This is a genomic window from Photorhabdus cinerea (genome assembly GCF_011189575.1).
In the GTDB taxonomy this organism is placed as follows: domain Bacteria; phylum Pseudomonadota; class Gammaproteobacteria; order Enterobacterales; family Enterobacteriaceae; genus Photorhabdus; species Photorhabdus cinerea.
Genome location: NZ_PUJW01000008.1, coordinates 1 through 24,889 on the forward strand (window position 1 = coordinate 1; position 24,889 = coordinate 24,889).

Annotated in this window: 21 protein-coding genes and 2 tRNA genes; 16 read left to right on the forward strand and 7 right to left on the reverse strand. The window is 39.7% G+C overall.

The features are described 5' to 3' along the window. Nucleotides 1–183: 183 nt before the first annotated feature. Both C5469_RS09135 and C5469_RS09140 read right to left on the reverse strand, forming a co-directional pair. Nucleotides 184–1,281: a Fic family protein gene (locus tag C5469_RS09135; RefSeq protein ID WP_166305187.1), complete on the reverse strand. Its 1,098-nt coding sequence runs from the start codon at nucleotides 1,279–1,281 to the stop codon at nucleotides 184–186. A gap of 150 nt (nucleotides 1,282–1,431) precedes the next feature. Beyond that, nucleotides 1,432–1,581, reverse strand: a complete 150-nt coding sequence (locus C5469_RS09140; RefSeq protein WP_166305190.1) for a hypothetical protein — start codon at nucleotides 1,579–1,581, stop codon at nucleotides 1,432–1,434. Nucleotides 1,582–1,603: 22 nt separating this feature from the next. Here C5469_RS09140 and C5469_RS09145 point away from each other — a divergent pair, with 22 nt between their 5' ends. Next, complete coding sequence (locus C5469_RS09145) at nucleotides 1,604–2,473, forward strand: AraC family transcriptional regulator (protein WP_166305193.1); 870 nt, start codon at nucleotides 1,604–1,606, stop codon at nucleotides 2,471–2,473. Nucleotides 2,474–2,534: 61 nt separating this feature from the next. Here C5469_RS09145 and C5469_RS09150 read toward each other — a convergent pair whose 3' ends face one another. Together C5469_RS09150 and C5469_RS09155 are read right to left on the reverse strand one after the other, a co-directional pair. After that, complete coding sequence (locus C5469_RS09150; protein ID WP_166305196.1) at nucleotides 2,535–2,693, reverse strand: hypothetical protein; 159 nt, start codon at nucleotides 2,691–2,693, stop codon at nucleotides 2,535–2,537. A gap of 295 nt (nucleotides 2,694–2,988) precedes the next feature. Next, nucleotides 2,989–3,648 (reverse strand): response regulator transcription factor, encoded by a 660-nt coding sequence (locus C5469_RS09155; RefSeq protein ID WP_166305199.1) that lies wholly within the window; start codon nucleotides 3,646–3,648, stop codon nucleotides 2,989–2,991. 443 nt (nucleotides 3,649–4,091) lie between these two features. On the opposite strand from C5469_RS09155, the gene C5469_RS09160 reads away from it, so the two are divergent. The 9 genes from C5469_RS09160 (at nucleotide 4,092) to C5469_RS09200 (ending at nucleotide 18,000) form a co-directional block, all read left to right on the forward strand. Then, entirely contained in the window at nucleotides 4,092–5,585 is a 1,494-nt protein-coding gene (locus C5469_RS09160; protein ID WP_166305620.1) for an APC family permease, read from the forward strand. Further along, nucleotides 5,560–6,180 (forward strand): DUF3156 family protein, encoded by a 621-nt coding sequence (locus C5469_RS09165; protein WP_242689426.1) that lies wholly within the window; start codon nucleotides 5,560–5,562, stop codon nucleotides 6,178–6,180. Before C5469_RS09160 ends, C5469_RS09165 begins: the two co-directional genes overlap by 26 nt. Nucleotides 6,181–6,653: 473 nt before the next feature. Further along, the gene (locus C5469_RS09170) at nucleotides 6,654–8,099 is read left to right on the forward strand and encodes a 4-hydroxyphenylacetate 3-hydroxylase family protein (protein ID WP_166305205.1); all 1,446 of its coding nucleotides are present in this window, start codon (nucleotides 6,654–6,656) and stop codon (nucleotides 8,097–8,099) included. 363 nt (nucleotides 8,100–8,462) lie between these two features. After that, entirely contained in the window at nucleotides 8,463–8,687 is a 225-nt protein-coding gene (locus C5469_RS09175; RefSeq protein WP_242689427.1) for a hypothetical protein, read from the forward strand. Nucleotides 8,688–8,792: 105 nt separating this feature from the next. Beyond that, nucleotides 8,793–10,235 carry an alkaline phosphatase gene (gene phoA, locus C5469_RS09180; RefSeq protein WP_166305208.1) on the forward strand — a complete coding sequence of 481 codons (1,443 nt, stop codon included), beginning with the start codon at nucleotides 8,793–8,795 and terminating at the stop codon, nucleotides 10,233–10,235. A gap of 644 nt (nucleotides 10,236–10,879) precedes the next feature. After that, nucleotides 10,880–12,652, forward strand: coding sequence for a carbamoyltransferase family protein (locus C5469_RS09185; RefSeq protein WP_166305211.1), 1,773 nt, complete (start codon nucleotides 10,880–10,882; stop codon nucleotides 12,650–12,652). Between the two features lie 28 nt (nucleotides 12,653–12,680). Then, nucleotides 12,681–14,813: an SGNH/GDSL hydrolase family protein gene (locus C5469_RS09190; protein WP_166305214.1), complete on the forward strand. Its 2,133-nt coding sequence runs from the start codon at nucleotides 12,681–12,683 to the stop codon at nucleotides 14,811–14,813. Nucleotides 14,814–15,372: 559 nt separating this feature from the next. Next, the gene (locus C5469_RS09195) at nucleotides 15,373–17,505 is read left to right on the forward strand and encodes an SGNH/GDSL hydrolase family protein (RefSeq protein WP_166305217.1); all 2,133 of its coding nucleotides are present in this window, start codon (nucleotides 15,373–15,375) and stop codon (nucleotides 17,503–17,505) included. Between the two features lie 228 nt (nucleotides 17,506–17,733). After that, nucleotides 17,734–18,000, forward strand: a complete 267-nt coding sequence (locus C5469_RS09200) for a DUF1435 family protein (protein ID WP_054481336.1) — start codon at nucleotides 17,734–17,736, stop codon at nucleotides 17,998–18,000. A 53-nt stretch (nucleotides 18,001–18,053) separates the two neighbouring features. Here C5469_RS09200 and C5469_RS09205 read toward each other — a convergent pair. From C5469_RS09205 to rsmC, 3 genes are all read right to left on the reverse strand, one after another. Further along, nucleotides 18,054–18,140, reverse strand: a tRNA-Leu gene (locus C5469_RS09205). Nucleotides 18,141–18,188: 48 nt separating this feature from the next. Beyond that, nucleotides 18,189–18,275, reverse strand: a tRNA-Leu gene (locus C5469_RS09210). Nucleotides 18,276–18,445: 170 nt separating this feature from the next. Then, nucleotides 18,446–19,462, reverse strand: a complete 1,017-nt coding sequence (rsmC, locus tag C5469_RS09215; protein ID WP_166305220.1) for a 16S rRNA (guanine(1207)-N(2))-methyltransferase RsmC — start codon at nucleotides 19,460–19,462, stop codon at nucleotides 18,446–18,448. A 128-nt stretch (nucleotides 19,463–19,590) separates the two neighbouring features. On the opposite strand from rsmC, the gene C5469_RS09220 reads away from it, so the two are divergent. From C5469_RS09220 to C5469_RS09245, 6 genes are all read left to right on the forward strand, one after another. Beyond that, on the forward strand, nucleotides 19,591–20,004 hold the full coding sequence (locus C5469_RS09220; protein ID WP_166305223.1) for a DNA polymerase III subunit psi: 414 nt from the start codon (nucleotides 19,591–19,593) through the stop codon (nucleotides 20,002–20,004). Next, entirely contained in the window at nucleotides 19,973–20,440 is a 468-nt protein-coding gene (gene rimI / locus C5469_RS09225; protein ID WP_166305226.1) for a ribosomal protein S18-alanine N-acetyltransferase, read from the forward strand. The genes C5469_RS09220 and rimI overlap by 32 nt, the downstream gene beginning before the upstream one ends. A gap of 134 nt (nucleotides 20,441–20,574) precedes the next feature. Beyond that, a complete protein-coding gene (gene prfC / locus C5469_RS09230) occupies nucleotides 20,575–22,164 on the forward strand; it encodes a peptide chain release factor 3 (protein WP_166305229.1) in 1,590 nt (529 codons plus the stop codon). Between the two features lie 306 nt (nucleotides 22,165–22,470). Next, complete coding sequence (locus C5469_RS09235) at nucleotides 22,471–22,848, forward strand: BON domain-containing protein (RefSeq protein WP_166305232.1); 378 nt, start codon at nucleotides 22,471–22,473, stop codon at nucleotides 22,846–22,848. A gap of 182 nt (nucleotides 22,849–23,030) precedes the next feature. Beyond that, nucleotides 23,031–24,095 (forward strand): DUF6363 domain-containing protein, encoded by a 1,065-nt coding sequence (locus C5469_RS09240; protein WP_166305235.1) that lies wholly within the window; start codon nucleotides 23,031–23,033, stop codon nucleotides 24,093–24,095. 4 nt (nucleotides 24,096–24,099) lie between these two features. Further along, a complete protein-coding gene (locus tag C5469_RS09245; RefSeq protein WP_166305238.1) occupies nucleotides 24,100–24,873 on the forward strand; it encodes a TatD family hydrolase in 774 nt (257 codons plus the stop codon). The last annotated feature ends 16 nt before the right edge of the window (nucleotides 24,874–24,889 follow it).

Genomic DNA, 24,889 nt, shown 5'->3' on the forward strand with positions numbered 1-24,889 from the left:
GATAGAAACGCTTAAAGCGTACGTTGCCAGTCAAAATACGCCGGAGTGACGTGTTTTAAAGCCCTTCGGGCTTTTCGCCTTATATCCCCGCCCGCACTGGGCTAGGGTTTACGGCGGATTTTGCTAATTCATCCTTTTTTTATTGCTTTTGATATGTCTCCTTTTCCCTACATTTACTAAGATTCAACCTTTGTGATTAATAACGTAACGAGTGCTACGACCACCAGCACCAGTACTTTCTAAACAACCTAGCTCAACCAAATGTGTCAGGTGTCTGGTTGCAGTGGCACGACTTACCTTAGCCACCTTTTGATATTGGCTGCTGCTAATGCCTTGTTCAAAATTGCTGTCCAGCATACGGTTTAGTACCTTCGCTTGCTCTTCGGTAAGTTGGGTCTGATCTATCCGTCGCCAGAATTTAGCTTTTTGCACAACCTGATTAATTTCTTTTAGTTTGTTTGCTAAGGTCTCATTCAATATTTTCAGAAACCAAACTAACCAGACAGTAATATTCAAGCCGCCTCGTTGAGTGCTTTCAAGGATTTCGTAATATGCCTTACGATGATTACAAATACTTACCGACATTGCGTAGAAATGGATTGAGCGGTTTTCGGCTTGAGCAAGTGCAAGGTCTGTCAAAAATCGGGTAATGCGTCCGTTCCCGTTTTCCAGGGGGTGAATTGTCACAAACCATAAATGAACGATTGCTGCTCTGATGATGGGGTCAAGACTGGCATCTGTTCGGGATTGATTAAACCATTCTATGAATTGAGTCATTTCAGTGACCATTCTCTCTGGCGGCGGTGCTTCAAGGTGGACAGTTGGCTTATCCAAACGACCGGATACTACTTCTATCATCCCTTTGCGTAATTTACCTCCCTGTATCGGATTGAACATGGTATAGCCTTCAGGGAATATCAACTGGTGCCATCTGAGGATACGTTCAAGGGTTAGAGCAGAATCACTATTTTCTATCACATCGAGGGCGACTTCTGTAATGCCATCACTCTTCTCTATTGTTGGATAAGGTTTTTCTTCCGTAATACCTAATCTGTTTGCCAATGACGAACGTATAGAAGCCGCATTTAATCTTTCTCCTTCAATTTCGCTTGAATAGAGTATGTTGGATAGAAGGCTATCAAGTGTTGCCTGCTTGGCATCTTCAAAGTCAGATTTGCCTAATAACAATCCTTGGTTAAAATGCACGTCTCGCAGTAATGGTGCAATAATGTCGGCATCCCAATGGAATTTCGGCCAATTCGGTTGTTCCCATATCCACATAGATTTTTCCTGTGAGTCAAATAAGCCTTGTATTCTACTCAATATGTGAGTCGAATAGTAATTTTATTTGACTCATTTTGGGCTTTTCGCCTTGTATCTTTATTGGTATAGGGAGACGATTTACGGCAATTTTTGCTTCGAGTGAGCAGTTCACTGGAAACGATTTTCAGGCTCATGAATCAGTTGGCGTAGGACAATTTTTTCGGGTACAGCTTCATTTCGTTGAGGCAGCATTTTCTGTGCTTGTTTAACACAAAAGTCAGCAATATCAGTCAGGCAATGTCTCTTTAACTCAGGCATAGTGAGTTGCATGGAGGATGCAATGCACGATGATAAAATTGACGCCTATGTGAAACGGTTCGATCAGGTATTTGGTTATATTGAGCGCCATTTGGACGAACCGCTTACACTGGAACAACTGAGTGATGTTGCGAATTTTTCGCGTTATCACTTTCACCGACAGTTTGCTAACTACTGCGGTATACCTGTAGGACGCTATATCCAATTAATGAGATTAAAGCGAGCCTCCTACCGCTTAGCATTCAATCCGTTAGAAAAAATTATTGATATTGCGTTGGACGCAGGTTTTCAAAACCCAGAATCGTTCAGCCGTGCTTTCAAACAATCGTTTGGTCTAACACCTAGCCAGTTTCGCAAACAACCGGATTGGGCATGTTGGCACCAACGTATTCCTGAACAAAAACGTACAAGGACACAAACTATGAATGTAAAAATTGTTAATTTTCCAGAAACACGCGTTGCTATATTGTCCCATCATGGTCAATCTGAGCTGGTCAATGCGACGGCTGCACGTTTTATCGAATGGCGCAAAACCACAGGATTATCGCCTGTTGCTACCAGTCAAACCTACGGTATTGCTCCGCATGATCCGGTAACGACAAAAGGAGAAGATTTCCGCTTTGACATTTGCGGAACAGTAGAGGTACCAATCCAAGAGGATAATTTATTCGGGATCAGGAACGGTACTATACCAGGTGGGTGCTGTGCCGTTGTGCGCCATCATGGTTTACATGATTCTTTGTCGGAGAGTGCGCGATATTTGTATCGTGACTGGTTGCCCGCCAGTGGGGAAGAGTTGCGCGATTTCCCATTATACTTTCACTACCTTAACTTTGTGCATGAAGTCGCTGTACATGAATTGTTGACGGATATATATTTGCCGCTTAAGTAGCTACCTTTATTGTTGACGGAAAAGAGAATTCCCCTAAATATGTTCAATCTGGATTATTAATTCAGGCTGTCGGCAACTGGCGGTGGATTAACGGTGCTAAATCAAAGATACCTTTGCGGGTTGGTGTCTTAGCATTATTTAAGTACAACTTGCTGGGATTATATACCCAATGGATTTCAAGATGGATCGCGACGGCAAGGGAGCGAATCCCCGGGAGCATAGATAACTCGGTGACCGGGGTGAGTGAGTGCAACCAACAAAGAGGCAACTTGAAAGATAACGGGTATAATTAATAAATATGTCGATAATAAGTTAATAAGCCGGAATAATTTTCCGGCTTATTAATATTAATGATCTACTGTGGCGCATACCCGCAGTTGGGTAGAACGCATTGGCGCTTATAAATATCATCTTTAATCTGATGTTTCCCCTCATTTGATTTTTATTTGAATAACTACTTTGATTAGGCATGCAAAGCCATTTTATTGTTACAGGTAATTTATAACATCTACCAATTACAAGTGCCGGGTAATAAATCCGTTGGAAACCAGTTCGGTGCGATTAGTCACTTTAGTTTTGACAAAGATATTGCGCAAATGGGTTTTTACGGTAGACAGGGAGATATTAAGTGCTTGTGCAATCCGTTTGTTACTTGCACCTGCTCTTACCAAATTAATAATTTCCTGTTCTTTAGCCGTCAGAATCGTTGGTGTTTCAGGAAGTAAATCTCTAGTGGCTAATTCAATTAATGGTAGGATAGTACTGAGACGATTAAAATCTTTCGGTGTAAATGGAGTATCTCGTAATAAAGAAACTCCAGCAATAATTCGGTTGTGCTGGCGGATAAATATTTCTGCAATATCTTGTATGTTATTTGGCAGCATAAATTCATAGTAGTATTTATTATGTTTGGTCAGTGTATTTTGATCCATGCCAACCATATTAATATCATTTTGTTGATAATTGGCCGGTTTGAGTGGATCTAAATGCTGAAAATGTGCCAGATAATTCTTGTGTGTTTCGCCTGAAATACCATACAGAATGTAGTTCTCAGGGCGTGACTTATCGTTCACCAGATAGAATGCTGCGGCTGAGATAGGAACTAAATGAGCAATAGTGTTCAGGCAACTGTAGATTAAAGTATTTTCACGGCTGGTTGAGGGTAAGGTAGACAAGAATGTTCTCTCTTAGAATAGTATCTAATTGGGTAAGTTAATATTGATGATTAATAAAAGGGTAATTAAAGTGTGAAATTAACACAAAATAAACATATTAATAACGTGACATAGATTACAATAAATAAAATTTTATAAGGTGATAGTTACTGATTAACAACACTATGTTGGTACATTTCTGAAGTGAGTTTTTAATGTATTAATGAATTATTGTTTTTTTTATTGTTTGATATTTAAGTGGTTATGTTTTTTACTCTCCATTTTCTGGTATTTTCCGCAATATTTTTTAGCTATTAATCCCCCTTTAGATATCGTCCTTTAGGACGATGGCCGATATTCCGCTTCGCTTTCTATAGTGTATTTATCACTAATGAAATTTACAAAAAATTCACAAATAAATAGTTGTTAACGTTATTTTTATGGCCGGAATAAGAGGGAAAATGATGAGTATGTCAACGCGACTGACTTCGCATATTGCAAAGGGCGTGGTGGGATTTCCTACCACACTAGCAAGTTCCGTCGGGGTAATTATGGCAAGCCCGGTTATTCTGACTGTAACAAGTGGTTTTGGTATTGGTGGTGATACTTTCGTATTGGCTATGATAATTAGCTTTATCATGATGCAAGCTCAAGTGACGACTTTTTCCGAAGCGGCAGCCATTTTACCGACATCTGGTTCTGTCTATGATTATATTTCTTGTGGGATGGGGAGGTTTTGGGCGATTACCGGCGCGCTTTCAGCTTATTTAATTGTTCATATTTTTGCGGGTACGGCAGAAACAATTCTGTCTGGCATTATGGCATTAGTTAATTTTGACAGCCTTAATACGGTGATGGAAAGTAATAACGCGTCATGGATGGTGGGTGTTGGACTGGTTATTACCTTCGGGTTACTGAATGCGTTGGGGATTGAAGCGTTCAGTAAAGTCGAAATTGTGCTGACATTCTGTATGTGGAGTACTTTGGTTATTTTCAGTATTTTCGGGTTATTGATGCCGTTTACTGTGCCGTTGGAGAGTTGGTTCGGTGAGGGGCTTAATCTGAACGATCCACTAGCGGTACTGAGCTTGGTTGGTATGGCGATGTTTATGTTTGTTGGCTGTGAGCTGGTCACGCCAATGGCTCCTGAAATTAAAAATTCTGCCAAAGTGATTCCGCGGGCAATGATGACGGGCTTGTGTGGTGTGGCTCTCTGTATGGGGTTATACGGGGCATCGATCAGTCATCAGGTAGAGAATGTACTGGTTGATGTAGAAAATAATGTTCGTTTGCTGGAAACGCCAATGGCAATCCCTGCGTTTGCGGGTCAGGTAATGGGAGATTTTGGTAAGTATTGGATTGGTATCGGGTTATTACTGGCAGGGGCTGCAACGATTAATACCCTGATGGCGGCGGTACCACGTATTCTTTACGGGATGGCATTGGATGGAGCATTGCCGCGTATTTTTGCTTATTTGCATCCACGTTTTAAAACGCCAATATTTGGGATTTTGGTTGCGGTAATGATCCCCTGTTTACATGCCTTTATTATTCAGGGCGATTTGAATCGGATTATGCCTTTGGTTCTGGCAGCAGTATGTGCTTGGTGTGTGGCTTATTTACTGGTGACATGTTCAGTGATATTACTGCGTATCCGCAGACCTGATTTACATCGTGCCTATAAATCACCGTTTTTCCCATTGCCTCAGATTATCTCCAGTGTGGGTATTATCTTGGCGATTATTCATATCACACCTCCGGGAATGAATCCCGGCGACGTGTATATTCCATTTGCCATCATGTTGGGCCTGACAGCCAGTTATGCTCTGTTTTGGACGCTATGTGTACAACGGGTGAATCCGTTTAAACCAGTGCCCGTTGAGCAGGTACTTTCGCATACTTTTACTCAGGATGAATTGTCGGAGGTGCAACTTGGGCCACTTCGTTCCCTTAATTGATGGTATTTGGCGGTGGGTGAGTAAACCCCGTCATCCTTCTGGCTATCAGGTCGGTATGACTCTAAACTGGCTGCAACAGAATTTGTCATCTTACTGTTGTGAGCGTTTGTCAGCAGAAAGTTTGCAAATTACGTTACCTGATGGACCGCGGGTTGAAGTTTATGAAAAGCCGAAGGCGCTGTTTCTGGCTTATATTGTCAGTTGTTGTTTTCGTTTGCAGGGAATCACTTCATTCAAGGAAAAAATAGTTATTAAAGCCAAAGTGAAAGGAATACTTCGGCGAAAGACAGTGAGTTATTACTGTTGCCATGGTGCAGAATTTGGACAACAGATTATTGATTTACTTAATCAGTATCCATTGATTGGTGAAACGTTAGCAGAGCTGGATTTTCGGCATCTCACATTGAATATTCATCAGGGGCAATGGCAGTTTGAGGTGGAGCATTTTGCAGCTTCTGAGGTCGTCAGTCGATTACCAGTCAGTCGTCGTTATTTGCGTTTGAGTTCTGAGCAGCGCTATTTGTTGCTCAGTACTTTGCTGATGTTTAGTCAGCTAATAGGAAAGTTAGATGAAAAAACAATAAGATATGCATAATTCTTGTTTATTTTTAAATAGAAACCACCGATCTTTATTCAAGAGTCGGTGGTTGTGTGAGTGAAATCATTATGTCCGTAATGGATTATATGATTATGTGTAAAATTAAGGTAGATATCACAGATGTTTAAGAAAATTTATTAAAATATTTCATCAAGTCATTGTTGTTCAATCTATACTTAATATGTGAAAAATAATACAAAATAATATCGACAGGAAAGTTTAGATAGTAATTATAATACCAGGACTTTATCGTATAAAAGTAATTGATTTATTAGAATGACTACAAAATTATATCGTTAAAAGGCTGTTATAATATTTCAGTGATGAATAGATGTATCGGAAACAGGGTCAAACATGTTGAGCAATTTTCGTTGTATGTTGGTTGTTTATAGTTGAAGGCTCCTTTTTTATTTTTAGACCTTTGAAGATCGATTTACCTAAAATCAATCCCGTTTCGGAGGAAGTCATTAATGTCAAGAACAGGTGAGGAATATATTGAAAGCCTGCGTGATGGAAGAACTATTTTTCTGAATGGAGAAAAGATCACAAATCATGTGGATCACCCTGCTTTTCGAAATGCAATCAGGACCGTAGCTTCACTTTATGATTATCAGGCAGAACATGCTGATCGGATGACGTTTGAAATCCCTGGAGGCAAGAACGTCGGTTTAAGTTGGCAGCTTCCTGATACTCAAGAGAAATTGATTGCCAGAGGTGAGGCTGCATATGCCTGGGCAATGCAAAGTTGTGGTTGGTTAGGCAGAAGCCCGGATCATGTTGCTTCTGCTATGACTGGAATAATGACTCACCTGGAAATATTTGAAGAATACTCTAGGGACAGGGCAGAGGCGTTAAAAAACTACTATTTATATGCCCGTGATAAAGATACTTATTTGACTTTCACATTAGTCAATCCACAAGGTGATCGATCCAAAACGCCCAGTGAGCATGTAAAAAACGTATTTCATACTCTTCGTGTACTGGAGGAAAAGCCGCAAGGAATCATTGTTAGAGGGGCAAAGATGTTAGGGACAGCTGCTGTCCTTGCAGAAGAGGTTTTTGTTGGTGTATTCAATCCACTTAAAGAATTTGTGGATGATCAATATGCTTTATCTTTTGCGTTGCCTTTGAATACTAAAGGGATAAAAATTCTTTCTAGGAAGTCCTATGAAATAGGAAGCAATAAATTTGATTCCCCTTTATCGCATCAATTTGACGAAAATGATTCTGTAATTTATTTCGATGATGTCCTCGTGCCGTGGGAAAGAGTTTTTATTTATAAAAATACGGGTATGTGTCGTAGACAATTTCAGGCAACTGCTGCTGATGTTTTAATGGATGTTCAAGGCATGGCCCGATATGCCGTTAAGCTGCATTTCTTATCGGGTCTGGCTCATCAGCTTACCGAAGCTATAAGCACCAATGAATTTCCTGCTGTTCGAGAGTCATTAGCTGAGCTTGCTTGCTATGCCACTAACATGGAAGGGCTATTTCGAGGCTTGCTTCATAACCCTGATCGACATAATGAGTACTATATTCCTAATCGATTACAACTATATGCTTGCCAGGTTGTTTTGCAGTCAATTTATCCCAAAGTGATAGAAAACATCAGAACACTTTCTGGTGGTGGTGTGATTATGTTGCCATCCAACTATGCTGACTTAACAAATCCAGAAATCCGTGACTTAATAGAAAAAACGCAATATTCAACCTTGCTGGAACCCATTGAACGCGTGAAGTTACTGAAATTAGTTTGGGATGCCATTGGCTCTGAGTTTGCATCACGTCATACTCAATATGAAATGTTCTATTCAGGCGCGCATTTTCTTGCTTTGTCTCGTGTTTATGAACAATATGATTGGGATTTTGCTAAGAGTATGAGTAGAGGAATTTTAGATTCCATTGATGTGAAATAAATTTTTTATTTAATTTGGGGTATAGTTACTGATCTTTAATTTTATCGAATTTGAAGAAGCGGGATAGAATATATTCCGCTTTTTTGTTATTTAATATATTAAAAAAGGGGTGAGATCACTAGTTTAATATCAACGTACTAAATTTTTCGTATATTCAATTAATAATTAGTTAGAGAATGGTTTATTTGTAATGTTTTAACGCGATTATATCATTACTGGTGAAAGTTAGTATGCAATTTATTTTATGGATAATAGTATTTGTTCTTATTATTAAGTAAAGATTTGATGCATGATTTGGCGCGGAAAAGTGATTGAACATCTGTAGTTAGAAATCTGTAGTTAAAAACCGATAAAGAGAAAAAAATGAAAATAAATATAGTGATATGTGCTCTTATCTATTTACAAGCAGGGTTGTTTGAAGACCGAGGTGGAGTGGATGGCATTTTGCATAATAACCGTCACCTGAAAGAAACCTTATTGCAGAAAGGGTATCAGGTTGAATCCAGCGAAGTTTCCAGCGGTCACGACTATATCTCATGGTGTGAGACGTTGTATCACGGGACACAGTCGTTAGTAGCAAGGTGGTAAATTTGGTGTATTTTTTTCACATAATTGTCACATAGTTTATTTAGTATCCCTTTTAGTAGATAACGATAGTTTTTACTCCGATTGTTTTTTAACAAGGAAACCTAAATGTCTCAAAAATATACAAAGAATTTGATTGCAGTTATGATTTCAGCCTTAATTTCAGGAGTCAGCCTGCCAGTGTTGGCAGATAGCACTCAGAAGGTTAATCAAATTATGGCGGAAGATCGTGCAGTAAAAGGCAATATTACTGAATTTGGTGGTGCTCGTCGTATGACTCACAATCAGACTAAGGCATTAAAGGCGGCAATTAATAACCATAAAGCTAAAAATGTTATTTTGTTTATTGGTGATGGGATGGGCGATTCTGAAATTACTATCGCCCGTAACTATGCAAAAGGTGCTGGTGGATTTTTCAAAGGCATTGATGCTTTGCCATTTACTGGACAATATACACACTATTCTCTCGATAAAAAGACCCATAAACCTAACTATGTGACTGATTCTGCCGCTTCTGCTACAGCTTGGGCTTCTGGCGTAAAAACCTATAATGGGGCATTGGGCGTTGATGTATTTGGTAAAGATCACCAAACCTTGCTTGAGCTGGCAAAAGCGAATGGCAAAGGGACAGGCAATGTCACAACGGCTAGAGTGCAGGATGCTACACCGGCGGCACAGTATGCGCATGTGACCGACCGTGATTGTTCTGGCCCGAAAGAGACGGCAGAAGAATGTCCGACGAATGCGTTGGAAAATGGTGGACGAGGTTCCATCACAGAACAGCTGCTAGTGGCTCGTGCTGATGTGACATTAGGTGGTGGTGCTAAGATTTTCACCCAGAAATCTATGGCTGGAGATGGAAAAGGTAAAACGCTGGAAGATCAGGCACAAGAACAGGGCTACCAGCTGGTAAGGGATGCTAAATCACTGGCATCAATTACCGAAGCAAACCAGAAAAAACCGCTATTAGGTCTGTTCCATAAAGGCAATATGGATATTGCCTGGGAAGGGCCTAAAGCGGTTTATCACGGTAATATTGATAACCCTCCGGTGAGCTGTAAAGTGAACTCCAAACGGAATCCTGATGCGCCAACTTTGGCACAGATGACAGCGAAAGCTATCGATCTGTTGAAAGAAAATAAGAATGGTTTCTTCTTGCAAGTAGAAAGTGCTTCTATTGATAAGCAGGATCACAAAGCTAACCCTTGTGGGCAGATTGGTGAAACGGTTGTATTGGATGAGGCGGTTCAAGTTGGCCTGAAATATGCACGTGAACACGGTGATACATTAGTGATTGTCACGGCTGATCATGCTCACTCTAGCCAGATTATTGAAGCTGAAGTGAAGTCTCCAGGACTGACTCAAGCATTGATTACCAAAGATGGTTCAGTAATGGTAGTGAGTTACAGTAATTCTGAGGGGAAAGCTCAGGAACATACGGGTACTCAGCTCCGTGTTGCTGCTTATGGCCCTCAGGCAGCGAATGTTGTTGGTTTGACCGACCAGACAGATCTGTTCTTCACTATACGTAATGCAATGGAATTAAAGTAATTTTTACAGATGATGTATTAAATGGTGAAAGTTGAGAATAAGGTTATTTTTAATATCCTGCCCGTTAAGTCAGATTTTTTGATTAGCCCAGATAAGCCCACTTTAAAGTGGGCTTACTGTGTACCTTCGGCTATTAAACTGCTTGAATATCCACTGAATATTGATCTGATTATTGTTTCACACAGAAATTCAATTAATTCATTTAACTAATTATTTTTGTGATTATTAATCTATTGACGAATAAGAGGTTAATATTAATTTGTTGAAAAGGAACATATTTTCTTTTCATGTAAAGTGAAGAGATAAATGGTAATGATTTATAGTGTTTTGTTTTAATAATGATCACAAAATTGACTCAACAAGGCTTACATTTTTGACATAAGACTGATATTGTTCAATAAAAATAATTATAATGTTTAGATAATAAATTTCAAAGAAATATTATATAAAGTAAAAAGTTAGCAGTTATTTCTATTGTGAAATCAGTATTGATATGTTGTAGCGTGTTATTGTTTTTTAATAAAAGTATTTGATGAATATTTCAATCGATAAATGGAAATAAGATATATGATTTACTTTAAAATAATAAATAGTAACGCGATCTGTATTTATTCTTAAATCTAACGAAGATAGGGTATAACGCTATGAATATAATAGGTATCTCTGCAAATTTCCATGATTCCTCCTGTGCACTGATTAGTGATGGTCAATTAGTAGCAGCTGTTTCAGAAGAGCGATTTTCTAGACTTAAAAATGATTCCAGATTGCCAGTTAGAGCTTTCAGGTATTGTTTAGAAGAGGGCGGGATTGATATTACTGATGTTGATTGTGTCGCTTATTATGAGAATCCGTATAAAAAGCTGTCCAGGCAACTCGCTTCCAATTTTAACTTTTCTGCTACCGATGGCCTTCATTGGTTGGATTGTCACAAACCATTTCGTGATATCACTGAAATATTAGGGTATGAGAAAGAGATTAAATTTTACGATCATCATATGGCTCATGCCGCCGGGAGTTATCTATTTTCTGGTTTCACCGACGCAGCTATATTAACTTCCGACGGTGTAGGTGAATGGGAAACATCTACTTTTGGTTATGCGCAAGGCGATAGTATTAATTTATTCGAGAAAATCGAATATCCCAATTCAGTCGGTCTCTTTTATAGCACTATTACTAACTATCTGGGATTTAAAGTACTCAGTGGTGAATATAAAGTCATGGGATTGGCACCTTATGGTAAGCCAATATATACCGATAAGTTGCGAGAAATGTTCGGCACGGAAAATAAGTTCAGTTTTAAACTGAACATGCAATTCTTTGACTTTAGCCAAATGAATCGAATGTATACGGATGCTTTTATCGACTTGATTGGCTTTCCTCCAAGAGAGCAAGAATCTGTGATGCTGCAACATCATATGGATTTAGCGAAAAGTTTGCAGGTTGTGCTGGAAGAGATTCTCATCGAACAAGTTTATAATTTGCGCGAAAAAGTTGATTCCATAAATTTATGCTTATCAGGTGGTGTGGCACTAAACTGTGTTGCTACCCATGCTATCCGTAAGACAGGTCTCTTTGATAATATTTTTATTCCTCCGGCGGCTGGAGATTCTGGTTCTGCCTTGGGTGCAGCTGCATTGGCTCATATTGAGATAACGGGAAAACGACACAGTAACGAACCATTTACAAATCCTTATCTTGGCCCGAAGTTTAATAATGAAAATATATTGGAAATGCTAACTTTAATGGAGATTGAAGCTTTAGATTTCCGGGAAGATAGAGAAAGTTTTGAGCAGACTATTGTTGAAATGCTGACCAATGGCAAAGTCATTGGCTGGTTTCAAGGACGGATGGAATTTGGCCCGCGAGCTTTAGGAGCACGAAGTATTATTGCTGATCCCAGAGATTCTTCTATGCGAGATCGGCTAAATGCCTTAGTTAAAAAGAGAGAAGGGTTTAGACCATTTGCACCCGCTATCTTAGAAGAGGAAGCGGCAAATCATATTGAATTATCAATCCCAACCCCATTTATGCTTGAAACTTGTCAGGTAACGTCAGATTTAAGTTTACCCGCAATTACTCATATTGATGGTTCCTGCCGACCGCAAACAGTTACCGCTGATACGAATCCAAAATTTCATTCTTTACTGAAGGCGTTTTATAACGCGACGAATTGCCCAATGTTAGTGAATACCTCTTTTAATGTTAGGGGAGAACCGATCGTTTGTACCCCACTGGATGCCATAAGGTGTTTCGGCAATTCAGGCATTGATGTTTTGGTATTGGAAGATTTCATTATTGATCGCTCTATGCTTTCTGAAGCATTTTCTGAGATGGCAGCAAGAGAGTTTAGCCTTATTAAGGCACCAAATGATCTATTTACCGGGCAAGCTATAGAAGCTATTTATACTTTTATCTAGCATAAACTTAAGTGTTTAGGAAAATAATATGAATAAATCTAACGTCAATACTGAAAAGTTAGCAACATTTCTTTCTGATAATAAAGAAGATGCTTTGGAAGTGATGCGATTAGCTCAAATCTATTTAATGAGTGAAGATCAAAACAATAACGATGCTAAATTTTTTAATAACATTCCTTCATGCAGTGAAAATATTGATGGATATACGGCTATCGGGACATGGCATCCAGCGAAAATTGATGGTGAAATTATTTTTGTCAGACGTGAACAGTCTGACTCCATTTTTTGGGAAAGCTCACAGCAGCAGCTAACGCTGAATAAGGCAAAAAATGTGAAAAGGATATGCTTTATCGGTGAGTCTGTCGCGCTTGGCATGCTTTTCTCTCCTCATACTACGCCAGCCAAAACATTAGCGCATTTATTGAATCAGCATACTGATATCGAATGGGAAGTTATCGATCTTGCAAAAAGTAGCATGAGCTCAGGGGGGTTATTGGAGACTTGTAAGGCAAGCTTACAATTACAACCGGATTATGTGGTTATCCTTGCGGGTAATAACTGGTTTGGAGATGTGTTATTTGGGCATAATCCACCGTTGGAAAGACGCAGAAATTATGCCAGTGTACTTGCAAATTCAGGTCCTAATGGAATGGCGGTTGAATATAAGGAAAAGTTGGAAAAGAATACCGAAATATTGATAAACAGAATAGATGCAATATCTAAGGAAAGCGGTGTTGAATTTATTTTTGCTTTACCGGCAGCCAATTATGCAGATTGGGAACGGAAAACGCCACTTCATTGGTTGGGTAATGGCAAAACCGCTGAGTGGTATGAATTATATCGCCATGCATCACAAGCAATAATGAGTGGGCAGTATGTTGAAGCTTTAGAATTGGGTCTGAGTATGATCGGTATTGATGGCGGCACTGCGGCGACTTCTAACCGTATTGTGGCTAATAGCTTGATTGCATTAAATCGAGCTGAAGAAGCTAAACCATATTTAGACGCGGAATGCAGTTATGCGTTAATGTATGATCTTGTAACACCACTTCCAAGTACTCCCTCATTTGTTAAAGAGCGTATTCTCCAACAAAGCGTTGACATCAAAATTATCGATCTAGAATATTACTTCGCTAAGTATTTGGGGACGAGTCTGTTAGATGATTCACTTTTTGTTGATTACTGCCATATGACACCGGAAGGTTTTAAAGTTGCGATGTCTTCTGTAGCAGAATGGCTAATTAATCATGGAAAAGATAAGTCAGATGTAAACTGGGAGATAATGGCAAGAGAAGACATTGATTTAAATGTATCTTCATATGATTTAGCTGTTTCTTATTTTTATACTGCTTTATACAACAGTCATATCAATCGACCGATTGATGAAGTCGCGGAAAGAGGGCGAGTAGTTAAGTTATTTGATAAAGCTGTTCAATACTCAGCTGAAATACTGGATGTTATGGAGCTTTATATTAAAGCCAGAAGTTGTGAGAGAGGAGCAGGATTTGGCCTAAGTCGAGCAGGGCAAAAGCTACTTGAACTTGTCAATTCTCCACACGATTTTTATATTGCTCAAACATCACCAGGCGCAGATGCGCAAACGATTGACGCAATCTGTGAAATACTTAATAAGTACGGTCGTCATGGTCATGTGTTGAAAGAATATTATCAAAAGAGTTATATTGACCAACTTAAATACGGCGTAGATTTGACTGAACCTCAATATATTGAGCGAACTAGTGCGGTTATTAGAGTTTCCGCAGAGCTTGAATTAAATACACGAAGAAATGTTCCATATTTTAAATCATGGTGGCCAACATCATCATTTACGCTGATCACGAGTGGTAATCGTGATCTAAATATGGAAATTACCAGCAGAGTTAAGAAATATATCGAAGAAAGTAAAGTCAGGATTTTAATTAACAATGAATTGCTTGAAGAAATCAAGCCATCATCGGAATGGTCTCGTCGCCAATTAATTATTCCCGGTTCTCTCACTAAACCGGGATTCAATACAGTCACTTTGGAGTGGCCTAAATTAGCACAGGATGAAGAGGAGGAAGTGTTGAATATATCATCTCGATATAATAAAGGTTTAAAGACAGAAATATTTCCAGTTTTTGGTGAATTATTCTCATTAAAGGTCTCTTATTCAGAATAGTCTGGTTTTATAATATCTGTATGATCTGCCATCCATTGCTATTTAGTGTAAGTAAGCCCGCGCTTTAAAGCGGGCTGATATGTGTGTCTTTGGCTATTACACGGCCTGAATACCGATTTAATATTGATATTATTCCTATTTTACGCAGAAATTTACTTAATTCATGTAACTAATTATTCTTGTGATTATTAATTTGTTGATAAATAATAGATTAATATTAATTTGTTGAAAAGGATCATATTTGATTTTCATGTAAAATGAAGAGATAAATGGTGATGATTTATAATGTTTTGTTTTAATAATGATCACAAAATTAACTCGATAAGGTTTACATTTTTTACATAATACTGATATTGTTCAATGAAAATAATTATAATATTTATACCTTTCATCCTTCAAGTTGCTGCTTTGTTGGCTACACTCACTCACCCCGGTCACAGAGTTATCTATGTTCCCGAGGATTCGCTCCCTTGCCGTCGCGATGCATCTTGAAATCCATTGGGTATAGAAGCTATTTATACTTTTATTTAGCATAAACTTAAGTGTTTAGGAAAATAATATGAATAAATCTAACGTCAATACTGAAAAATTAGCAAAGTTTCTTTCTGATAATAAAGAAGATGCTTTGGAAGTGATGCGATTAGCTCAAATCTATTTAATGAGTGAAGATCAAAACAATAACGATGCTAAATTTTTTAATAACATTCCTTCATGCAGTGAAAATATTGATGGATATACGGCTATCGGGACATGGCATCCAGCGAAAATTGATGGTGAAATTACTTTTGTCAGACGTGAGCAGTCTGACTCCATTTTTTGGGAAAGTTCACAACAGCAGCTGACGTTGAATAAGGCAAAAAATGTGAAAAGGATATGTCTTATCGGTGAGTCTGTCGCGCTTGGTATGCTTTTCTCTCCTCATACTACGCCAGCCAAAACATTAGCGTATTTATTGAACCAGCATACTAATATCGAATGGGAAGTCATCGATCTTGCAAAAAGCTGCATGAATGCGGGGGGATTATTGGAGACTTGTAAGGCAAGCTTACAATTACAACCGGATTATGTGGTTATCCTTGCGGGTAATAACTGGTTTTCAGATGTGTTATTTGAGCATAATCCACCGCTGGAAAGACGCAGAAATTATGCCAATGTACTTGCAAATTCAGGTCCTAATGGAATGGCGATTGAATATAAGGAAAAGTTGGAGAAGAATGCAGAAATATTGATAAATAGGATAGATGCAATATCCAAAGAAAGCAGTACTGAATTTATTTTTGCCTTACCTGCATCTAATTATGCAGATTGGGAACGGAAAACGCCACTTCATTGGTTGGGTAATGGCAAAACCGCTGAGTGGTATGAATTATATCGCCATGCATCACAAGCAATAATGAGTGGGCAGTATGTTGAGGCTTTGGAATTGGGTCTGAGCATGATCGAGATTGATGGCGGCACTGCGGCGACTTCTAACCGTATTGTGGCTAATAGCTTGATTGCGTTAAATCGAGCTGAAGAAGCTAAGCCATACTTAGACGCAGAATGCAGTTATGCGTTAATGTATGATCTTGTAACATCATTCCCAAATACTCCCTCATTTGTTAAAGAGCGTATTTTCCAACAAAGCGTTGGTATCAAAATTATCGATCTAGAATATTACTTCACTAAGTATTTGGGGACGAGCCTGTTAGATGATTCACTTTTTGTTGATTACTGCCATATGACACCGGAAGGTTTCAAAGTTGCGATGTCTTCTGTAGCAGAATGGCTAATTAATCATGGAAAAGATAAACCGGGTGTAAACTGGGAGGCAATGGCAAGGAAAACCATTGAATTAGACGTATCCCCGTATGATTTAGCGGTTTCTTATTTTTATACTGCTTTATACAACAGTCATATCAATCGGCCAATTGATGAAGTCGCAGAAAAAGAGCGAATAGTTAAGTTATTTGATAAAGCTGTTCAATACTCAGCTGAAATACTGGATATTATGGCGCTTTATATTAAAGCCAGAAGTTGTGAGAAAGGAGCAGGATTTAGCCTAAGTCGAGCAGGGCAAAAGTTACTTGAACTTGTCAATTCTCCGCTTGATTTTCCCGTGGCTCAAACATCACCAGGCACAGATGCGCAAACGATTGACGCAATTTGTGAAATACTTAATAAGTACGGTCGTCATGGTCATGTGTTGAAAGAATATTATCAAAAGAGTTATATCGACCAACTTAAATACGGTGTAGATTTGACTGAACCTCAATATATTGAGCGAGCTAGTGCGGTTATTAGAGTTTCCGTAGATCCTGAAGTCAATACGCGAAGAAGTGTTCCATATTTTAAATCATGGTGGCCAACATCATCGTTTACACTGATCACGAGTGGTAATCGTGATCTAAATATGGCAGTTACCAGCAGAGTTAAGAAATATATCGAAGGAAGTAAAGTCAGGATTTTAATTAACGGTGAATTGCTTGAAGAAATGGAGCCATCATCGGAATGGTCTCATCGCCAACTAATAATTCCAGGCTCTCTTACTAAACCGGGATTCAATACAGTCACTTTGGAGTGGCCTAAATTGGTGCAGAATGAAGAAGAGGAAGTGTTGAATATATCATCTCGATATAATAAAGGTTTAAAAACTGAAATATTCCCAGTTTTTGGCGAATTATTTTCACTGAAAGTTTATTATTCAGAATAAATGGGTTTTGTAATACCGTATAATTTGCCATCCATTTTATAAACTAAATTTATAAAATGGATGGCAATGCTTTGGGTTTATGCTGTCATTAATGTTAATGGCACAGAGACTGCGCATAAATTTGTGTAATCATTATCTGATCAAAGAGGATCAACTGGCTTGAACTTCTTACTTTTTTGTATATGATATTGGTAATCATTATCATTATCATTTGAATTGGTGCAAGTTATGATAAGGGCTAAAGAAAGGCAAAGATCTCTTTTCTGGCAGGGAATGACCAGCTTGTGGGGAGTTGGTTTATCTAGTTTGGCGGGAATACTATTCGTAATAGTGAATCCTGGAATTGAGCAGTTTAAAATTGGGGTAGTAGTCGCGATGTTGCTGACTTTATTTATGTTGTTGAATCAGAGGTCGCGCCATTTTCTGTTAATACCATCAGGATTTGCTGTACTGTGCGCTTTGTTGGCTGGGGCGAATCGGTTTGGTTGTTTTTGACGTTGTTTAGGCGGAAAAATAAGGGAGAAAACTGATGCGAAAAATGAACAGATTGGTGCGAAAGGAGGGACTTGAACCCTCACGTCCGTAAGGACACTAACACCTGAAGCTAGCGCGTCTACCAATTCCGCCACCCTCGCAGGTACTGTTATTTTCTGTTGCCGAATTTCATTGGTAGTTGTCTGATTTGGTGCGAAGGGGGGGACTTGAACCCCCACGTCCGTAAGGACACTAACACCTGAAGCTAGCGCGTCTACCAATTCCGCCACCCTCGCAAGTTCAGACACTATCAACCTTGATCGATAGCATGGAGGCGAATTCTAGAGATTTTGTAGCCTACGTCAATCATTATTTATTATAGCGTTGCATGATTGCCGTAAAAATCATCATTTACTATTTTGTTATCAAAGATGGCCTGTCCATAGTCACGGACAGGCTAAACAAATCAGGATTTTTTTATTGCTTGGTAAACTTTGAATTTTCCCGTCTGAGCAATGACTTCATGATTACCAAACGTTTTATCCAGTAAATCGGGATAAGGCAGGAAGGCATTAGCGACAATCCGTAGTTTACCTCCGGGTTTGAGGTAGCTGGGCGCCTGGCGGATTAGATCGTCGGCTGCCCGCAAACTGGTTTTCAATCCTTCATGGAAGGGGGGATTAGAGATAATCCAGTTGAATTTATCTTCAATATTGGAATAAACATTACTAACAATAACTTGACCTTCCAGTTTATTGGCTTTTAAGGTTGCTTTACTGGAGGCAATAGCGGCTGCATTAACATCACTGAGAGTAAGTGCTAACTCAGGGTTCTTTTTACCCAATACGGCAGCCAAAACACCCGCACCACATGCGACATCCAGTAAATTACCTGAGAGAGGCTTGTCAAAGGTAGAAAGCAATAAACGGCTGCCAACATCCAGTTCATCCTGGCTAAATACACCCGGTAGAGTATTCACTATGACGTTTTCCGCCTGATAACTGTTCCACCAGTTATCCTGTTCAAACAGCACCTCATGTTCTAACTGGCCGTAGAAGAGACTGCAACGACGAGCGCTGTCGATTTTTTGGAAAGTTGCCATACCGTCCATCAGTTTGTCTACACTACGTACTCCGCTACGGTTTTCACCGACAATAAAAATATTGATACCTTTTGGTAAAACAGAGAACAGGCTGCGTAATTGAAAGCGAGCTTCTTGCTTACTTTTAGGCCAGTAATAAATAAGGGTGTCGCAACCTCGGGTAAATGCTTTTTCGGCTGCCAGGCCAAACCAAGCATTATCACCCAGAGTATGGATCAGGGATTGCCAGTGATGATATTGGTTAGTGTGCACTCGCACACTGGCGGCATCAATTTGGGTTGCTAGTGTGTCTTGAATATCACCAGCGAACAGCAGATGATGAGAGCTAAATTGCTCACGGTGACGCAAAATAACTTCACTGGCGGGGGTTAACGCAGACATTTGTCTATAAGCTCCTTAATGTTCTGTGCTCAAGTATTAAGGGAAGATAAATCTTAAGCCCAATATTGGCGCAGATAGTGGCCTCTGATAACATGTTACTGATTATTTTTTACAGCAGGTGAATAGATATGGTAACCCGGCGCGATAGGTTATTAGCTCAATTGGGGATTACCCAATGGACCTTACGTAACCCTGCGGTTTTGCAAGGTGAGTTAGCTGTTCACCTACCTGAGGCTACCCGTCTGCTGATTATTACCAATGACCACATTGATTTAACTCATTCATTATTAGTAGATATTTTCACAGCTATGGGGCTGGCTAAATCCTCTGTTTACTGCGTTACATCGGATAATGTTGCGATGTTGCCGGAACAGGTTAAGTGCCCATGTTGGCTGTTGGGCGTAGATATTACACTATCATGGCAAGGAATTTCTTTGAGAAGCCCTGCATTAAATGATTTATATCGTGATGGGAAGGCAAAACGTTCTCTTTGGCAGCAGATTTCTCAACATGAACAACATTTTTCTATTAACTCCCGCTGATCTCCCGTCCGCTTTTCTGGTTGAACAAGCTAGTCATGCGTTCCCGTGGAGTGAAAAAACGTTTTTCAGTAATCAGGGTGAGCGGTATCTGAATTATAAAATAGCGATTAATGAACAACTTATTGGCTTTGCTATCACTCAATGGGTATTAGATGAAGCAACATTATTTAATATTGCTATTCATCCCGACTATCAAGGTAAAGGTTACGGTAAAGCATTACTGGAGTATTTACTATCTATTTTGCCTGGCAAAGGAATAAATACCTTATGGCTTGAAGTAAGGCAATCAAACCATTCTGCTATCAGGTTGTATGAACAGTCAGGCTTTAATCAAGTCTCTGTACGTAAGAATTACTATCCTACTGCAACAGGTAAAGAAGATGCCATCATTATGGCACTGCCGTTATTTTCTGATTGGTGCAATGAAATTGATTGATTGTTTATAGCACCAATTTCAGCGAAAATGAGCGCCAATTTTTTATTCATCCATGGGTTTGGAAGCTGTTTTCCTTGCGGGGAAGCGCCTGATGTTGAGTACAAGCCCGTATACAAAGCAGAAGATTCTTATTGATGTCAAATTCCCCTTTTCAGCAAGAAGTCGCTAAACGGCGAACTTTTGCAATCATTTCTCACCCTGATGCAGGGAAAACAACCATCACTGAAAAAGTGTTGCTGTTCGGACAGGCGATTCAGAAAGCAGGTACAGTGAAAGGTCGTGGTTCAAATCAGCACGCGAAATCTGACTGGATGGAAATGGAAAAACAACGTGGTATTTCCATTACTACTTCGGTGATGCAGTTTCCTTACCAAGATTGCCTGGTTAACTTGCTTGATACGCCAGGACATGAAGATTTCTCCGAAGATACTTACCGCACATTGACGGCGGTTGACTGTTGCTTGATGGTCATTGATGCCGCTAAAGGTGTTGAGGATCGTACACGTAAATTGATGGAAGTGACCCGTCTGCGTGATACCCCGATTCTGACGTTCATGAACAAGCTTGACCGCGATATCCGTGATCCAATGGAATTGATGGATGAAGTGGAAAATGAGTTGAATATTGCTTGTTGCCCGATCACCTGGCCGATAGGGTGTGGTAAGTCTTTTAAAGGGGTTTATCATCTTTATCTTGATGAAACGTACCTGTATCAAACCGGGCAAGGACACACTATTCAGGAAGTCCGCGCGATTAAGGGGCTGAATAATCCTGAATTGGATGCTGCGATTGGTGAAGATCTGGCTGAACAATTGCGTCAGGAGCTGGAACTGGTGCAGGGCGCTTCCCACGAATTTGATCATCAGGCATTTTTGCAAGGTGAACTTACACCCGTATTTTTCGGTACTGCATTGGGTAACTTTGGTGTTAACCATATGCTGGATGGTTTGGTTAAATGGGCGCCTGCGCCAATGCCTCGTCAGACCAATGTCCGTGCAGTTTCTGCTCAAGAAGATAAATTTACCGGATTTATCTTTAAGATTCAGGCCAATATGGACCCTAAACACCGCGACCGCGTGGCTTTCTTGCGTGTGGTGTCAGGTAAATATGAAAAAGGCATGAAGTTGCATCAGGTAAGAATTAAGAAAGATGTTGTCATTTCTGATGCGCTAACATTTATGGCTGGTGATCGCTCTCATGTGGATCATGCCTATCCGGGAGATATTATCGGTCTGCATAACCACGGGACGATTCAGATTGGTGATACCTTTACCCAAGGGGAAGATCTGAAATTTACGGGTATTCCTAACTTTGCTCCGGAATTGTTCCGTCGTATTCGCCTGCGTGACCCTCTGAAACAGAAACAACTCTTGAAGGGATTGGTTCAATTATCTGAGGAAGGTGCTGTACAGGTATTTCGTCCACTGACAAACAACGATTTAATTGTGGGGGCTGTGGGTATTCTACAGTTTGATGTTGTTGTTGCTCGTCTGAAAAGTGAATACAACGTTGAAGCTTTATATGAACCAGTAAACGTTTCGACTGCGCGTTGGGTTGAGTGTCATGACGCTAAAAAGTTGGAAGAGTTTAAGCGTAAGAATGAACAAAATTTGGCGCTCGATGGTGGTGATAATCTGACCTATATTGCGCCAACCATGGTCAATCTGAATCTTACTGGTGAACGTTACCCTGATGTTAATTTCCGTAAGACACGGGAGCATTAATATTTTATAAGGCTAACAATAGGTTAGCCTTTTATCTTTACAAAAATATATGTAACACAAGAATAATTTATAATTTAGTCGGCAAGATTCGTCTTATTTTATAGCTCTTTGCTTTATTTTCCTGTTACTATTTCCCGGTCTTTACTGTATCGGTGTTTTTATTTCCCAATTTAGCTTAACTGTTGGGAGTAATAATCCATTTTTAACTCCAATGCGGATTGTTATTCTGTTTAGATTACCTTATGCAAAGACAGTTTGAATGGCTTTATAGATTCAGAAATCTAACCGACAAAAGGAAGGTATAAGATGAAGAATGTTAAATTGACTTACTCATTGATGGCTGTTGTTTTAGGTTCAGCCTTGGTCAGCGGTAGTGTGCTGGCGGAGGAGTCTTTTAAAAATAAAGCGACACAAGCATTTGACAGTGCTGGTCAAAAAATTGATGATTCAATGAAAAGTGTTGATGGTTACATGGGAGATAGTGCAACCACAGCAAAAATTAAAAGCGAGTTGTTGGCAGAAAGGAGTATCAGCAGCAATGACATCTCGGTAAAAACAGAAAAAGGAGTAGTTTATATTTCTGGTTTTGTGAAAAGTGAGGAACAATCCAGGAAAATTTTAGCTGTTATCGCTAAAGTGAAAGGGGTCAAATCTATTCAAAGTGGTTTAACCGTAAAAAAATAATATATTCCTTTGTCTTGGATGGTTGTTTCCTATCCAACAAATTTTAGTTGTACTAACCAGATATGCGCCCTCACCAGGGGTCTTTTTATCAAAATATTGACTACTTAGCACCATAATATAATGACGGATAATAACTCCCCAAGTTATGCTCTCTATCCGTCATTTATTTTCTTGGGGGCTGTGTGGGGAAACGTATACCGATAACTTTGGGAAATATTGATCTATTATCCTATAAATATAAGTCGAATGTTAAATTTGGAAAAATTGCGCTTGTTTGTGAAGGAGGAGGACAACGCGGTATTTTTACAGCCGGTGTGCTGGATGAATTTATGCGCGTTGAATTTAACCCGTTTGATCTGTTACTTGGTACTTCGGCAGGTGCTCAGAATCTTTCAGCTTATATTTGTGGGCAACGTGGATATGCCCGGCGGGCTATCAGTCGCTATACAACAAATCCTACTTTCTTTAATCCTCTGCGTTTTGTTCGTGGTGGTCATTTAGTTGATTTAGACTGGTTTGTCGACACCGTGTCTAGCGAACTTCCATTAGATATTCCGGCAGCTTTACGCAAGTTTGATGCTGGGTGCGAATTTTATATGTGCGCGTGCCGTTCAGATAATTTTGAACCTACCTATTTTCATCCTGATGAGCAAAACTGGCTGGAAGTGATTAAAGCATCAAGTGCAATTCCTGGATTTTATCGCAATGGTGTCACTATCAACGGTGTTGTTTATCATGATGGTGGTATCAGCGATGCGATTCCTGTGGAGGAAGCTTATCGTCGTGGAGCTGATACCATAGTGGTGATCCGCACAGTTCCTTCACAGCTCTATTACACGCCTGATTGGATGAAACGGATGGAACATTGGTTGGGAGATAGCAGCCTGCAAAAGATGGTGCGGATGTTACAACAACATGCGAAAAGTTACTACCGTACTCAGAAATTTATTGAGAACCCACCTGATGATGTACAGATTTTTGAAATTTATCCACCTGCTCCATTAATGGCTAGTGCGTTAGGCAGCCGTTTGCCAGCACTGAATAAGGATTATCATCTTGGGCGTCGTTGTGGTCGCTATTTCTTGGCAACAGTCGGTCACTCGTTTGTTGATAATGAGTTTGGTATTGCTGAGCGTAGAAATTACAATTTTAACCGTAACTTCTTGCGCCAGAATGTAAAAAATAGAGATTCGGTTAGGTCATCAGCTGCGTTAACAGAGCCACCAGAACAGATTAATAACGGCTAGTCTCATGTTTATTGATACCCATTGCCATTTTGATTTTCCACCATTTCGTGATGATGAGCAGCAGAGCTTGCAACGGGCTGCACAGGCTGGTGTGGATAAAATTATTGTACCAGCTGTCAGTGGGCAAAATTTGCAACGGGTATTTGAACTGGCTCGTAATTATCCAGAGGTCTATGCAGGGCTGGGTTTGCATCCTCTTTATATCAATGAACATCAGGAATCACATCTTGCAGATTTGGAACGATTGTTGAAACAGGAAAATGAAAAGCTGGTGGCTGTCGGAGAGATTGGCCTCGATCTCTATATGGCTGAACCTCAGTTTGCAAAGCAGGAAGAATTACTGTGTGCCCAATTGCGGTTAGCAAAACAGTATGAATTACCGGTTATGCTTCATTCTAGAAAAAGCCATGATCAACTGGCGGCGGTCCTGAGAAAAATCAATCTTCCTCGTACCGGAGTAGTACACGGATTTGCCGGGAGTTTATCTCAGGCGGAGGTTTTTATACGTTTGGGATATTACATCGGGATAGGGGGAACCATTACGTATGAAAGAGCACAGAAAACACGTCGAGTAGTCGCTGAATTACCTTTAACGTCTCTGGTATTGGAAACAGATGCACCAGATATGCCGCTTTCCGGGTTTCAGGGAGAGCCTAACCGACCGGAGAGAATTATTGGGGTTTTTGCTTCGTTATGTGAGCTTCGTTGTGAATCTCCTGATGAAATTGCTAGCCAGCTTTATCATAACAGCATTGAGTTATTTGGATTAGTTATATGATTTACAGCGTGATTTT

Coding starts and splice junctions, on each gene's coding strand:
- rsmC (WP_166305220.1), bottom strand. CDS start 19,462: ATGTCTGCGTTAACCCCCGCCAGTGAAGTTATTTTGCGTCACCGTGAG.
- C5469_RS09135 (WP_166305187.1), bottom strand. CDS start 1,281: ATGTGGATATGGGAACAACCGAATTGGCCGAAATTCCATTGGGATGCC.
- C5469_RS09220 (WP_166305223.1), top strand. CDS start 19,591: ATGGTAACCCGGCGCGATAGGTTATTAGCTCAATTGGGGATTACCCAA.
- rimI (WP_166305226.1), top strand. CDS start 19,973: ATGAACAACATTTTTCTATTAACTCCCGCTGATCTCCCGTCCGCTTTT.
- C5469_RS09170 (WP_166305205.1), top strand. CDS start 6,654: ATGTCAAGAACAGGTGAGGAATATATTGAAAGCCTGCGTGATGGAAGA.
- C5469_RS09150 (WP_166305196.1), bottom strand. CDS start 2,693: ATGCTCCCGGGGATTCGCTCCCTTGCCGTCGCGATCCATCTTGAAATC.
- phoA (WP_166305208.1), top strand. CDS start 8,793: ATGTCTCAAAAATATACAAAGAATTTGATTGCAGTTATGATTTCAGCC.
- prfC (WP_166305229.1), top strand. CDS start 20,575: ATGTCAAATTCCCCTTTTCAGCAAGAAGTCGCTAAACGGCGAACTTTT.
- C5469_RS09200 (WP_054481336.1), top strand. CDS start 17,734: ATGATAAGGGCTAAAGAAAGGCAAAGATCTCTTTTCTGGCAGGGAATG.
- C5469_RS09245 (WP_166305238.1), top strand. CDS start 24,100: ATGTTTATTGATACCCATTGCCATTTTGATTTTCCACCATTTCGTGAT.
- C5469_RS09160 (WP_166305620.1), top strand. CDS start 4,092: ATGAGTATGTCAACGCGACTGACTTCGCATATTGCAAAGGGCGTGGTG.
- C5469_RS09145 (WP_166305193.1), top strand. CDS start 1,604: ATGCACGATGATAAAATTGACGCCTATGTGAAACGGTTCGATCAGGTA.
- C5469_RS09185 (WP_166305211.1), top strand. CDS start 10,880: ATGAATATAATAGGTATCTCTGCAAATTTCCATGATTCCTCCTGTGCA.
- C5469_RS09140 (WP_166305190.1), bottom strand. CDS start 1,581: ATGCCTGAGTTAAAGAGACATTGCCTGACTGATATTGCTGACTTTTGT.
- C5469_RS09175 (WP_242689427.1), top strand. CDS start 8,463: ATGAAAATAAATATAGTGATATGTGCTCTTATCTATTTACAAGCAGGG.
- C5469_RS09190 (WP_166305214.1), top strand. CDS start 12,681: ATGAATAAATCTAACGTCAATACTGAAAAGTTAGCAACATTTCTTTCT.
- C5469_RS09235 (WP_166305232.1), top strand. CDS start 22,471: ATGAAGAATGTTAAATTGACTTACTCATTGATGGCTGTTGTTTTAGGT.
- C5469_RS09195 (WP_166305217.1), top strand. CDS start 15,373: ATGAATAAATCTAACGTCAATACTGAAAAATTAGCAAAGTTTCTTTCT.